10 protein-coding genes are annotated in these 13,287 nt (G+C 72.9%); 2 read left to right on the top strand and 8 right to left on the bottom strand.

Features of this window, described 5'->3' with window-relative positions:
• Window positions 1–51: 51 nt before the first annotated feature.
• The 3 genes from arc to ASF47_RS13460 form a co-directional block, all read right to left on the bottom strand.
• On the bottom strand, window positions 52–1,752 hold the full coding sequence (gene arc / locus ASF47_RS13470; protein ID WP_156697921.1) for a proteasome ATPase: 1,701 nt from the start codon (window positions 1,750–1,752) through the stop codon (window positions 52–54).
• A 220-nt stretch (window positions 1,753–1,972) separates the two neighbouring features.
• Window positions 1,973–2,884 (bottom strand): tRNA (adenine-N1)-methyltransferase, encoded by a 912-nt coding sequence (locus ASF47_RS13465; protein WP_056864682.1) that lies wholly within the window; start codon window positions 2,882–2,884, stop codon window positions 1,973–1,975.
• A 175-nt stretch (window positions 2,885–3,059) separates the two neighbouring features.
• Window positions 3,060–4,226 (bottom strand): site-2 protease family protein, encoded by a 1,167-nt coding sequence (locus tag ASF47_RS13460; protein WP_056864414.1) that lies wholly within the window; start codon window positions 4,224–4,226, stop codon window positions 3,060–3,062.
• A gap of 76 nt (window positions 4,227–4,302) precedes the next feature.
• Between ASF47_RS13460 and ASF47_RS13455 the strand changes: the two genes are divergently transcribed.
• Window positions 4,303–5,229 carry a RecB family exonuclease gene (locus ASF47_RS13455; protein WP_056864413.1) on the top strand — a complete coding sequence of 309 codons (927 nt, stop codon included), beginning with the start codon at window positions 4,303–4,305 and terminating at the stop codon, window positions 5,227–5,229.
• On the opposite strand, the gene ASF47_RS13450 is transcribed toward ASF47_RS13455, so the two are convergent.
• The 5 genes from ASF47_RS13450 to metH all read right to left on the bottom strand — a co-directional run bounded on the left by ASF47_RS13450 (window position 5,190) and on the right by metH (window position 12,256).
• The gene (locus ASF47_RS13450; protein WP_235557593.1) at window positions 5,190–5,915 is read right to left on the bottom strand and encodes a response regulator; all 726 of its coding nucleotides are present in this window, start codon (window positions 5,913–5,915) and stop codon (window positions 5,190–5,192) included. The two genes, ASF47_RS13455 and ASF47_RS13450, sit on opposite strands and share 40 nt — an antisense overlap.
• Window positions 5,912–7,216 carry a sensor histidine kinase gene (locus ASF47_RS13445; RefSeq protein ID WP_056864412.1) on the bottom strand — a complete coding sequence of 435 codons (1,305 nt, stop codon included), beginning with the start codon at window positions 7,214–7,216 and terminating at the stop codon, window positions 5,912–5,914. Before ASF47_RS13445 ends, ASF47_RS13450 begins: the two co-directional genes overlap by 4 nt.
• 28 nt (window positions 7,217–7,244) lie before the next feature.
• Window positions 7,245–7,640: a hypothetical protein gene (locus tag ASF47_RS13440; RefSeq protein ID WP_156697888.1), complete on the bottom strand. Its 396-nt coding sequence runs from the start codon at window positions 7,638–7,640 to the stop codon at window positions 7,245–7,247.
• A gap of 157 nt (window positions 7,641–7,797) precedes the next feature.
• Window positions 7,798–8,520, bottom strand: a complete 723-nt coding sequence (locus tag ASF47_RS13435) for an HAD family hydrolase (protein WP_056864410.1) — start codon at window positions 8,518–8,520, stop codon at window positions 7,798–7,800.
• The gene (metH, locus tag ASF47_RS13430; RefSeq protein ID WP_056864409.1) at window positions 8,513–12,256 is read right to left on the bottom strand and encodes a methionine synthase; all 3,744 of its coding nucleotides are present in this window, start codon (window positions 12,254–12,256) and stop codon (window positions 8,513–8,515) included. Before metH ends, ASF47_RS13435 begins: the two co-directional genes overlap by 8 nt.
• A 169-nt stretch (window positions 12,257–12,425) precedes the next feature.
• On the opposite strand from metH, the gene ASF47_RS13425 reads away from it, so the two are divergent.
• Entirely contained in the window at window positions 12,426–13,274 is an 849-nt protein-coding gene (locus ASF47_RS13425) for a PAC2 family protein (protein ID WP_056864408.1), read from the top strand.
• Window positions 13,275–13,287: the final 13 nt, after the last annotated feature.

Genomic DNA, 13,287 nt, shown 5'->3' with positions numbered 1-13,287 from the left:
TGCGGCTCCGCGGCCACCGGGGGTCCGGTCGGCCGCGGAGACGGCTGCGGCCTAGAGGTACTGGCCGGTGTTGGCGACGGTGTCGATGGAGCGCCCCGGCTCGGTGCCCTGCTTGCCGGTGATGAGCGTGCGGATGAAGACGATCCGCTCGCCCTTCTTGCCCGAGATCCGCGCCCAGTCGTCGGGGTTGGTGGTGTTGGGCAGGTCCTCGTTCTCCTTGAACTCGTCGACGCACGCCTGGAGCATGTGCGAGACCCGCAGGCCGCGCTGGTCGTGGTCGAGCAGGTCCTTGATAGCCATCTTCTTGGCACGGTCGACGATGTTCTGGATCATCGCCCCGGAGTTGAAGTCCTTGAAGTACAGGACCTCCTTGTCGCCGTTGGCGTAGGTCACCTCGAGGAAGCGGTTCTCCTCGGTCTCGGTGTACATCCGCTCGACGGTGGCCCGGATCATGCCGGCCACGCACGCGTCGCGGTCGCCGCCGAACTCGGCGAGGTCGTCGGCGTGCAGCGGCAGCGAGGTCTTGAGGTACTTGCTGAAGATGTCGCGCGCCGACTCGGCGTCAGGGCGCTCGATCTTGATCTTCACGTCGAGCCGGCCCGGGCGCAGGATGGCCGGGTCGATCATGTCCTCGCGGTTGGAGGCGCCGATGACCAGCACGTTCTCGAGCAGCTCGACGCCGTCGATCTCGCTGAGCAGCTGCGGGACGATGGTGTTCTCGACGTCGGAGGAGACCCCGGAGCCGCGGGTGCGGAAGAGGGAGTCCATCTCGTCGAAGAACACGATCACCGGGGTGCCGGTGCTGGCCTTCTCCCGGGCGCGCTGGAAGACCAGGCGGATGTGGCGCTCGGTCTCGCCGACGTACTTGTTGAGCAGCTCGGGGCCCTTGATGTTGAGGAAGTACGACTTGCCCTCCTGCCCCGTCCTGGCCGCGACCTTCTTGGCCAGGCTGTTGGCGACGGCCTTGGCGATGAGGGTCTTGCCGCAGCCGGGCGGGCCGTAGAGCAGCACGCCCTTGGGCGGCTTGAGCTCGTGCTCCTTGAACAGCTCGGGGTGGAGGTAGGGCAGCTCGACGGCGTCCTGGATCATCTCGATCTGGCCGCCGAGGCCGCCGATCGACTCGTAGGCGATGTCGGGGACCTCCTCGAGGACCAGCTCCTCGACCTCCGACTTCGGGACCTTCTCGTAGACGTAGCCCGCCCGCGAGTCCAGCAGCAGGGAGTCGCCCGCGCGGATGGTCTCCTGGCGCAGGGGCTCGGCGAGGCGCACGACGCGCTCCTCGTCGGCGTTGGCGATGACCAGGGCCCGTTCGCCGTCGGCGAGCAGCTCCTTGAACATCACGACCTCGCCGACCTGCTCGAACTCCAGGGCGGCCACGACGTTGAGGGCCTCGTTGAGCATGACCTCCTGGCCGCGGCGCAGGTCGTCGAGGTCGACGCCCGGGCTGACCGTCACCCGCAGCTTGCGCCCACCGGTGAAGACGTCGACGGAGTCGTCGTCGTTGCGCGACAGGAACGTGCCGAAGCCGGCCGGCGGCTGGGCCAGGCGGTCGACCTCCTCCTTGAGCTTGAGGATCTGGTCGCGCGCCTCCCGCAGCGTCTGCGCGAGGCGCTCGTTCTGCGAGGTCACCGCGGCCAGGGACCGCTGGGTGTCGGCCAGGCGCAGCTCGAGTCCGCGCGGGCTCCCCGGAGCCTCGGAGAGGCGACGACGCAGGTCACCCACCTCCTGCTCCAGGAAGCGGACCTGGGTCATGAGCTCCTCGGGGCTCGCGCCCCCCGTGCCGTACCGACTCGATCCTGACGGGTTCTCCGACGTCATCAGCGCACCTCCTGTGCTGGCGACACTACCCGCGCGACGACGTCAGGGAAGGGCGGATCCCACGGTGTCGGTCACGTTTTGGTCGCGCCCCCGACACCGCCGCGCCACCGGCACCGCCGTGCCACCCGGGCGGGTGGGGACGACCCGGGCGCGCTCAGTCGGAGGCGGGGTCCTCGACCGGCACGTCGGGCGGGCGGGGGCCGGAGTAGTCGGGGCCGTAGGCGCCGGGGGCGGGACGACGGGTCTTGCGCGGCGGGCGCTCCCCCGGGGCCATCCGGCGCGCGGTCACCAGGAACGCGGTGTGGCCGATCATCTTGTGCCCCGGGCGCACCGCCAGGCCCTCGACGTGCCAGTCGCGCACGAGCGACTCCCACGGCTGGGGCTCGGTGAAGCCGCGATGGGCCCGGACGGTCTCGACGAAGCGGGAGAGCTGGGTCGTCGTGGCGACGTAGGCGCAGACGATGCCGCCGGGCACGAGCGCGTCGGCGGCGGCGTCGAGGCACTCCCAGGGCGCGAGCATGTCGAGGATGATGCGGTCGCAGCGCTCCCCGGAGGCCGGCAGCGCCTCGGCCAGGTCGCCCAGGCGCAGCTGCCAAGCAGGGTGGCTGCTGCCCTCGGGAGCACCGAAGAACTGGTGGACGTTGCGCTGGGCGACCTCGGCGAACTCCTCGCGGCGCTCGTAGGAGGTCACCCGGCCGAAGGGGCCGACCGCGCGCAGCAGCGAGCAGGTGAGCGCGCCGGAGCCTACCCCGGCCTCGACCACGCGCGCGCCCGGGAAGATGTCGGCCAGGGCCACGATCTGGGCGGCGTCCTTGGGGTAGACGACGGCCGCGCCGCGGGGCATGGAGACGACGAACTCCGAGAGCAGCGGGCGGAAGACGAGGTACTCCCCGCCCGCCGACGAGGCGAGGGTGAAGCCCTCCTCGCGCCCGATGAGGTCGTCGTGCTCGAGGTGGCCGCGGTTGGAGAAGAAGCGCTTGCCCGGCACGAGCTCGAAGTTGTGCCGGCGGCCCTTGGTGTCGGTCAGGCGCACCCACTCCCCCGCGCGCAGCGGTCCGCGGTGCACACCCGACCACGCCTCCGGCGGTACGTCGGGATCGCGTGCCGGCTCGCCCGCGGCGTCGGGCTGCGGCTCGGCGGGCCCGCCGGCCTCGGCGGGCTCGGCGGGCTCGGCGGGCTCGGTCGGCACGGGCTGCTCAGGCTGGTCGGGCACGGCCGGAACCCTAGGCCATCGGACGCGCTCAGCCCGCAGTGGCGCGGAAGGCCGCCTCGAGGTCGGCGGAGGAGAGCACCCCGAAGACCGAGCCGTCGTCGGAGACCAGGACGTACTCGCTGGCCGGCTCGCTGCCCATCGCGCGCAGCAGCCCCTCCCCGCTCAGACCGACCGGGAGGGTCAGCCCGGGCGCCAGGGCCCGGCTGACGGTGGAGGTGGCCACCCAGGGGCGACGCTCCTCCGGCGTGGCGAGGAGGGCGGCCTCGTTGACGACGCCCACCGGGCGACCGTCGGGGGCGACGGTGACGATGCTCCCGGCCGCGGCCTCCTGGGCGCGGCGGACCGCCTCGGCGAGGGGCAGGTCGCTCGGCACCGCCAGGGTGCGCCGGGCCAGGTCGCGCGCGACGAGCGCCGGCAGGCGTCGGCGCAGCCGGGCGTGCGTCATGGCCGCGCTCGACCCGGCCCACAGGAAGGTGGCGACCACGAAGGCCAGCACGTAGTCGAGCAGGTCGGGGGCCACACCGGTGAGCGCCTGCTGCGCGGCCGGCCAGAACAGCACGGCCACCGCGGTCACCCGGCCGCCCCAGCCGGCGACGATGCTGCCGCGGTGCTGGTCGCCGGTGGCGCCCCACACCGCCGCCTTGAGCACCCGCCCCCCGTCGAGCGGGAGGCCGGGCACGAGGTTGAGCACGCCGACCAGCAGGTTGGAGGCGGCCAGGATGCCGATCCCCAGGCGCAGCAGGCCGTCGGGGGTGACCCACCACAGCCCACCCGCCACCGCGCCGACGGCCAGGGAGGTGAGCGGGCCGACGACGGCGATCCAGAACTCCTGGCGCGGGGTGCGCGACTCGGCGTCGATCGTGGTGGCGCCGCCGAGGAAGTGCAGCGTGATCGCGGTGACCCGGAAGCCGTAGCGGCGGGCGACGACGGCGTGGGAGGCCTCGTGCAGCAGCACCGAGCCGTAGAGCACCACGGCGAGGACGACGCCCACGACGTACTTCAGCGCTCCCAGCCCTCCCCGGGCCGCCTCCACCTGCGGGGCGAGGATGACCGAGATCAGCGCCGCGACCAGGAACCACGAGGAGGAGACGAGGACGTCGCTGCCGGCGATGGTGCCGACCTTGAACGTGCCCGCGGGGCGCGCGCGGCCTCGCTCGGGGGTCGGCGGGTCGCCCTGCGGGCCGGTCGGGGACACGCTGCGAGGCTATCGGACCCGCGGTGGCCCGCTCACGGGCGCGGGGACGTCGGCGGTCGGCCCTAGGCTGCCCGGCATGGCCAGTCCCACCGTCCCGACCGTCGCCGACTCCCCCGCCGAGCGGCTCTCGACACCGGTCGACGGCGTCGAGGTCGTGGGTGCCCTCTCGCCCAGCCGGGCCGGCGACTTCACCACGTGCCCCCTGCTCTACCGCTTCCGCACGATCGACCGCCTGCCCGAGCCGCCCAGCGTCGACGCCGTGCGCGGCACGCTCGTGCACAAGGTGCTGGAGGACCTCTTCGACCTGCCGGCCGCCGAGCGCACCCCCGAGCGCGCGAGCACGATGGTCGACCCGACGTGGGAGGCGCTGGTCGAGGCCGAGCCGGGCCTCGCCGAACTCTTCGAGGACCGCGAGGGGCCGCAGGCCGCGGCCTGGCTGGCGTCGTGCCGCGTGGTGCTGGACCGGTGGTTCACCCTCGAGGACCCCACGCGGCTCGAGCCGGCGGAGCGCGAGGTCTACGTCGAGACCGTCCTGGAGTCGCGGCTGCTGCTGCGGGGCTTCGTGGACCGGCTCGACGTGGCGCCCGACGGCGCGCTGCGCGTGGTCGACTACAAGACCGGACGCTCCCCGGGCGAGGGCTTCGAGGCCCGTGCGCTCTTCCAGATGCGGTTCTACGCCCTGGTGCTGTGGCGCACGCGCGGGGTGGTGCCGAAGGTCCTGCAGCTGGTCTACCTGGGCAACGGCGAGATCGTCCGCTACGAGCCCGACGAGGCCGACCTGGTCGCCACCGAGCGCAAGGTGGAGGCCATCTGGGCCGCGATCCGCAGCGCCCGCGAGAGCGGGGAGTGGCTGCCCAGCCCCGGACGGCTGTGCTCGTGGTGCGCCCACCAGGCCCTCTGCCCGGCCTTCGGGGGCACTCCCCCGCCGCTGCCGGTCGTGGGGCCCTCCGACGCCGTGTCGGCTCAGGTGTCCGAGGACGCCCCCGGCACCTCCACGCCCTGACGCTCGGCCCACAGCGCGGCCTGCGTGCGGTCGACGACGCCGATCGCGGCGTAGACCCGCGTCAGGTGGGCCTTGACCGTGCGGTCGGTGATGCCCAGGCGGCGGGCGATCTGCTTGTTGGCCAGACCGGCGCGGACGAGTCCCAGCACCTCCAGCTCGCGGCGGGTCAGCCCCGCCGGGGTGCTCGCGCGGCCCCCGGGCGGTGGCACGCCGGGACCGCCCGTCCCGGGCAGGCGCCCCCCGGACGGCTGCCGGGAGCCGAGGAGCTGCCGCGCGGCGCGGGGGTCGAGGGGGGACTCCCCGCGGCTGACCGCGTGGACCCCGGCCACGAGCACGTCGGGGTCGGCGTCCTTGAGCAGGTAGCCGACCGCTCCCGCGTCGAGGGCCGCGACGATGCGCTCGGAGTCGGAGAACGACGTCAGCACCAGCACCTCGGCCAGCCCCTCGGCGACGACCGCGCGGGTCGCCTGCACGCCGTCGACCCCCGGCATCTGCAGGTCCATCACCACGACGTCGGGTCGCAGCCGTCGTGCGAGGTCGACGGCCTCGGCGCCGTCGGCGGCCGACCCGACCACCTCGACCCCGGCGCTGGCGGAGAGCAGCTGCGAGAGACCGTGCCGCACCACGGCGTGGTCGTCGACGAGCACGACCCGCACGACGGGCGCCGCGGGCACGGGGTCGCTCACCGCTCGACCCTCAGCAGGACGCGGGTGCCCTCGCCGGGCGCGCTGTCGACCACCAGAGAGCCGCCGGTGTCCTCGACGAGGCTCTGCAGGCCGCGCAGGCCGTAGCTGCTGCGGTCGCGGACCGCCTCGGGGTCGAACCCGACGCCGTCGTCGGCCACCTCGAGCACGAGTCCGGAGGGCGCGGCGCCGACCTCCACCGAGAGCCTCCCGGCGGCGGAGTGCCGGATGGCGTTGCGCACGGCCTCCTGCGCCACGCGCCAGACCAGCGCCACCTCCGCGTCGGGCGCGTGGGCCACGTCGTCGTGCACGGCCACGGTGGCCTCGATGCCCGCGGCCTCGGCGGGCGCCACGAGGTCGGACAGCGCGGCGGCCAGCCCGCGCGCGTGCAGGTCGGGCGGGTGGATCTCCGCCAGCAGCGAGCGCAGCGCCTTGAGGCTGTCGCGCAGGGCCACACCGGTGTCCTCCAGGAGGTCGCGGGCCCGGGTGGGTGTCGCCGGGTCGCGGCTCAGCGCCGACAGGGAGAAGGCCGTGCCGGCGAGGTCCTGCACCACGCCGTCGTGCAGATCGCGCGCGATGCGGCGGCGCTCCGCGTCGGAGGCGCTGATCGCCGAGCGCAGCAGCCGCTCCCGGTCACGGGACGCCGTGCGGAGCTGCCGGGTGAGGAGGGTCAGCAGACAGGTGACGATCACCGTGAGCAGGAGGAAGGGGCCCACGGTGATCCAGCGGTAGGCGTTGTAGATCTCCTCGCGCCGCGACTCGATGTCCTGCACGTCGTAGAAGGCCTCGACGAGCACCTGCCGTCCCTGCGGCGTCTGGCTCCCGGTGAAGACCTGGACCAGGTCGTCCGGGGAGCCGTCGGGCCCGGCGGGCACCAGGGGTGCCCGGTCCCCCGCCGGCGCCGATCCCGTGCCTCCGTCGAGCAGCGCCGCCTCCTCGGCGGCGGTGAGGGGGTACACCTGTCCGATCAGGCTGAGGTCGGGGGCGTAGACGACCGTGCCGTCGGCGGCGCGCACCGTCAGCGCCTCGATCCGCGCCGGGCTGTTGGTCACCAGCTGCCGCATCTCCCGGTCGAAGCGGTCGAGGGTGCCGGGGAGCGACTTGCTGCTGCCGGGGAACAGACGCTCCTTGAGGTAGGGCTCCACCAGGGCGGCCGTGACGAGGCGGTTGGTCGCCCGGCGCTCGGCCAACGCGCCTTCCTCGGCGGCGCGGTCCGCGAGGCGTCCCGCGACGACCGCGATGACGACCAGGAGGGCGCCGCTGACGAGGAGGAACCCGACGACGGGGTGGCGCAGCAGCCTCATGGTCCTCAGATCGTGACAGCGGGCTCGGTCAGAAGATGACCTCACCCTTGCAGATCACGCCGTTCGCCGTGTTCTCAGCCCGGAACTCGATGTCGTCGGCACCCCCGAGGTCGATCATCGACCGCGAGATGCGGAAGGACCGGTCGGCGTCCTTGGCGCGCACCTCGCCCTTGGCCGAGAAGTCGTCGTTGTGACGCATGCGCCACTCCCAGACGTCGTCGTCCTCGGAGAAGACGCTGCCGACGACGGTGAGGCGTCCGTTGCCGTCGGCGCTGACACGGAGCTTGTAGCTCGACGTGCTGTCACCGCGGCAGCCTCCCCGATCAGTCTCGCCGTCACCCGCCGCCGCACCAGGTGCGGTGGCGAGGGCCGCTGCGCCCACCATGCATAAGGACGTGACGACGAGACTGATCCGGGCCGGCACCGCTGCTCTCCTCCGCTTCCGCGGAGTCGAGTGGCGTCCCCGAGGTGAGGTAAATCTGACCGACGCGAGGGGGTCTGCGCCACTGTCCTCTGGTACTAGGACCCCGGTACGACCCGGACGGGTCGACCCGCGTGAGCGCCGGTCGGTCCCGGCGGCCTCAGCGGGCACGCCGCCCCGCCCCGGCTGCGGCGTGGGTGGCGGCGAGAACGTCGACGCCGAGCCCGTGCAGGCTGTCGCGGAAGACCCGGCGCGGCCCGGGCGGCACCGCCACGTGGTGCGGCACCACGAGCACCGAGCACCCGGCCGCGGCGGCCGAGGCGGCGCCGGTGGCGGAGTCCTCCACGGCCAGGCAGTGCGCAGGATCGAGCCCCAGCCGCTCGGCCGCGAGCAGGTAGGGGTCGGGGTGGGGCTTGCCCCGCTCGACCTGGTCGCCGGTCACGACGACGTCGAAGCTGGCCTCCGGGAGCGCATCGACGACCGGCTCGACGAAGCGGGTCCACGACATCGTCACCAGCGCCGTCGGGAGCCCCGCCGCGCGGGTCGCGGAGAGGAGCTCGCGGGCGCCCGGCCGCCACGGCACGTCGACGCGCACCTGCTCGACGACACCGTCGAGCAGGCGCTCGACGATGGCGCGGGGGGTGAGGTCGAGGCCCATGCGCTCGCGGATGTAGACCGCCGAGTCGAGCAGGTCGTTGCCGACCAGCCGCATCGCGTCCTCGTGGGTCCACGTCGCACCGTGCTCGGCGGCCAGCGCGTGCTCCGTCGCGATCCAGTAGGGCTCGGTGTCGACGAGCGTGCCGTCCATGTCCCACAGGACCGCGGCGGGCAGCGCTCCGCCGGGGCTGCGTCCGGCGGAGCGCACGAGGTCGGCCTCAGTCATCGGGGTCGTAGCCCAGGCTCGGCGAGAGCCACCGCTCCGCCTCCGCGAGCGACCAGCCCTTGCGCGCGGCGTAGTCCTCGACCTGGTCGCGACCGAGGCGACCCACCACGAAGTACTGCGACTGCGGGTGGCTGAAGTACCAGCCCGACACCGACGCACCGGGCCACATGGCCATCGACTCGGTGAGGGTGATCCCGGTGGTCTTCTCGACGTCGAGGAGGTCCCACAGGGTCAGCTTCTCGGTGTGGTCGGGGCAGGCGGGGTAGCCCGGCGCGGGGCGGATGCCGGAGTACTTCTCGGCGATGAGGTCCTCGTTGCTCAGCTGCTCCTCGGGCACGTGGCCCCAGAACTCCGTGCGCACCCGCTGGTGCAGACGCTCGGCGAAGGCCTCGGCGAGGCGGTCGGCCAGCGACTCCAGCAGGATCGCGCTGTAGTCGTCGTGCTCGGCCTTGTAGGCCTCGACGCGCTCGGGCAGGCCGATCCCGGCGGTGACCGCGAAGCCGCCGACGTGGTCGGCGATGCCCGTGTCGCGCGGAGCGACGTAGTCGGCCAGCGAGCGGTGGGGCACGCCCTCGCGGTGCTCGCCCTGCTGGCGCAGGTGGTGGAGCACCGTGCGCACCTCGGTGCGCTCCTCGTCGGCCCACACGACGGTGTCGTCACCGTCGCCGTTGGCCGGCAGCAGCCCGTAGACCCCGCGCGCGGTGAGCCACTTCTCGGCCACGATGCGGTCGAGCATCTCCTGGGCGTCGTCGTAGAGCTTGCGCGCGGTCTCCCCCGAGGCGGGGTTGTTGAGGATGTCGGGGAAGCGCCCCTTCATCTCCCAGGCGTTGAAGAAGGGCTGCCAGTCGATGTACTCGCGCAGCTCGGCGATGTCGTAGTCCTCGAGGACGTGCACGCCGGGCCGGCGCGGTGCCGGGGCGTCGTAGCCGCTCCAGTCCACGGGGGTGGCGTCGGCGCGGGCCCGGTCGTAGGGCAGCAGGCGACGCTCGCTCTTGCCGGCGTGACGGGTGCGCAGGGAGTCGTAGTCGGCCTTGACGTCGGCCAGCAGGGCCTCGCGGCGCGTCTCGTGCAGCAGCGCCGCCGCGGTGGGCACCGAGCGCGAGGCGTCCTTGACCCAGACGACCGGTCCGTCGTAGCGGGGGTCGACCTTGACCGCGGTGTGGGCGCGCGAGGTGGTGGCCCCGCCGATGAGCAGCGGGATGGTCAGGCCCTGGCGCTGCATCTCGGTGGCGAGGTTGACCATCTCGTCCAGCGAGGGCGTGATGAGGCCCGACAGCCCGATGATGTCGGCGCCGACCTCCTGGGCGGTGTCGAGGATCTTCTGCGCCGGCACCATGACGCCGAGGTCGATGACCTCGTAGTTGTTGCACTGCAGCACCACACCGACGATGTTCTTGCCGATGTCGTGCACGTCGCCCTTGACCGTGGCCATGACGATCGTGCCGTTGGTCTCCTTGGCGGTGGCCAGCGCCGGGTTGTCGAGCTTCTCCTGCTCGATGAACGGGATGAGGTAGGCCACGGCCTTCTTCATCACGCGCGCCGACTTCACCACCTGCGGCAGGAACATCTTGCCCGCGCCGAAGAGGTCGCCGACGACGTCCATGCCCGACATCAGCGGGCCCTCGATGACCTCGATCGGTCGACCGCCGCGCGCCGCGATCTCCCGGCGCAGCTCCTCGGTGTCGGACTCCACGTGGGCGTCGAGCCCCTTGACGAGGGCGTGCGTGATGCGCTCCCCCACCGGGAGCTCGCGCCAGGCCTCGGTGACGGCCTCGACGGCCTCACCGGCGCGGTTGTGCTCCTCGGCGATCTCCAGCAGGCGCTCGGCGGCGTCGGGGCGCCGGTCGAGCACGACGTCCTCGATGCGCTCGCGCAGCTCGGGCTCGACCTCGTCGTAGACCACCAGGGCCCCGGCGTTGACGATGCCCATGTCGAGGCCGGCCTCGATGGCGTGGAAGAGGAAGACGGCGTGGATCGCCTCGCGCACCGGGTTGTTGCCGCGGAAGGAGAAGCTGACGTTGGAGATGCCGCCCGAGACCTTCGCGCCGGGGAGGTTCTGCTTGATCCAGCGGGTGGCCTCGATGAAGTCCAGCCCGTAGGACGCGTGCTCCTCGATGCCGGTGGCCACCGCGAAGACGTTGGGATCGAAGATGATGTCCTCGGGCGGGAAGTCGACCTCGTCGACCAGGATCCGGTAGGCGCGCTCGCAGATGGCCTTGCGGCGCTCCAGGTTGTCGGCCTGGCCGTCCTCGTCGAAGGCCATGACCACCGCGGCGGCGCCGTACTTGCGGCACAGGCGGGCCTGGGCGCGGAAGGCGTCCTCGCCCTCCTTCATCGAGATCGAGTTGACGATGGCCTTGCCCTGGACGTTCTTCAGGCCGGCCTCGATCACCTCGAACTTCGAGGAGTCCACCATCACCGGCACCCGGCTGATGTCGGGCTCGCTGGCGATGAGCTTGGTGAAGCGGTCCATGGCCGCGACGCCGTCGATCATGCCCTCGTCCATGTTGACGTCGATGACCTGCGCGCCGTTCTCGACCTGCTGCGCGGCCACCGACAGGGCCGCGTCGTAGTCGCCGGCCTTGATGAGGTTGCGGAAGCGGGCCGAGCCGGTGATGTTGGTGCGCTCGCCGATGTTGACGAAGAGGCTGGAGGAGTCGACCGTGAAGGGCTCGAGGCCCGAGAGGCGCAGCGCGGGGCCCACCGACGGCACCTCGCGGCGGGTGCGTCCCTCGACGGCGCCGGCGATGGCCGCGATGTGGGCCGGGGTCGTGCCGCAGCAGCCGCCGACGATGTTGACGAAGCCGGCCTCCGCGAACTCCCCCACGACCGCGGCCGTCTGCTCCGGGGTCTCGTCGTACTCGCCGAAGGCGTTGGGCAGCCCGGCGTTGGGGTAGCAGGACACGAAGGTGTCGGCGATGCGCGAGATCTCCGCGACGTAGGGGCGCATCTCGCTGGCCCCGAGGGCGCAGTTGAGGCCGACCGCGATCGGTCGGGCGTGGCGCACGGAGTCCCAGAAGGCCTCGGTGACCTGGCCCGACAGCGTGCGCCCCGAGGCGTCGGTGATCGTGCCGGAGATGATGACCGGCCAGCGGCGCCCGGTCTGCTCGAAGAGCGTCTCGAGGGCGAAGATCGCCGCCTTGGCGTTGAGGGTGTCGAAGATGGTCTCGACCATCAGCAGGTCGGCCCCGCCGTCGACGAGGCCGCGCGCGGCCTCGAGGTAGGCCTCGACGAGCTGGTCGTAGGAGACGTTGCGCGCGCCCGGGTCGTTGACGTCCGGGGAGATGGAGGCGGTGCGGGTGGTGGGACCGAGCGCACCCGCGACGTAGCGCGGCCGCTCCGGGGTGGCCACCTCGTCGGCGACGCGGCGGGCCAGCCGCGCGGCCTCCAGGTTGAGCTCGCGGGCCAGGTCGGCCATGCCGTAGTCCGAGAGCGAGACGGCGTTGGCGTTGAAGGTGTTGGTCTCGAGCAGGTCGGCGCCGGCCTCGAGGTACTCCCGGTGGATGCCCGCGATGATGTCGGGCTGGGTCAGGGTGAGCAGGTCGTTGTTGCCGACCAGGTCGCTGGGCCAGTCGGCGAAGCGCTCGCCGCGGTAGCCGGCCTCGTCGGGCCGGTCGCGCTGGATCGCGGTGCCCATCGCGCCGTCGAGCACCAGGATCCGCTCCTGCAGGGCGCGGGTGAGCGCCTCGGTGGCGTCGGGACGCCAGTCGACGGAGGTGTCCTCGGGCTCGGGCAACGCAGCTCCTCTCGGGGGGCGCCGCGCTCGACCCGGACGACGGTGGCCGGGCGTGCGCGGGCGGTCTGGCCAGCGTAGGAACAGGGTCCGAGGGCCGGACAGGATTCCCAGATCGTGACACCGGTCCGCGGACCGGACGAAATCCTCACCCGTCTCCTAGGCTGGCTCGATGATCGAGATCCAGGACGGCTCCGAGCTGGTGGACCCCATCGTCATCGCTGCCTTCGAGGGCTGGAACGACGCCGCCGACGCCGCCTCCTCGGTCGTGGACCACCTGATCCGGGTGTGGGGCGCCCGCATCGTCGGCGCGGTCGACCCCGAGGACTTCTACGACTTCCAGGTCAACCGACCGCTGGTCGGTGTCGACGAGCACGGCCACCGTCGCCTGACCTGGCCCACCACCCAGATCGCCGTGGCCTCCCCGCCCGACCTCGACCGCGACGTCATCCTCATCCGCGGCATCGAGCCCAACATGCGCTGGCGCCAGTTCTGCGCCGAGCTGCTGGCGGCCTGCGACGAGCTGGGCGGCAACCTGGTGGTGACCCTCGGCGCCCTGCTCGCCGACACCCCCCACACCCGCCCGATCCCCGTGACCGGCACCGCGACCGAGCCCGAGCTGGTCGACCGTCTCAAGCTCGAGCAGTCCACCTACGAGGGCCCCACCGGCATCGTGGGCGTCTTCCAGGACGCCTGCGTGCGGGTGGACATGCCGGCGGTCTCCTACTGGGCGGCCGTGCCCCACTACGTCGCGCAGCCGCCCTGCCCCAAGGCGACCCTGGCGCTCATCGGCCAGCTGGAGGACCTGCTCGAGGTCTCGATCCCCCTCGGCGAGCTGCCCGAGGACGCCCGCGCCTGGGAGCGCGGGGTCGACGAGCTGGCCGAGGACGACGAGGACGTCGCCGACTACGTGCGCTCCCTGGAGGAGACCCGCGACACCACCGACCTGCCCGAGGCCTCGGGCGAGGCGATCGCGCGGGAGTTCGAGCGCTACCTCAAGCGCCGCACCGACGGCGACTGACCGGCGCCGCCCG

The organism is Nocardioides sp. Leaf285 (genome assembly GCF_001422955.1).
GTDB lineage: Bacteria > Actinomycetota > Actinomycetes > Propionibacteriales > Nocardioidaceae > Nocardioides > Nocardioides kribbensis.
The sequence above is the reverse complement of the archived record's forward strand: the minus strand, read 5'-3'. Positions and strand labels throughout refer to the sequence as shown.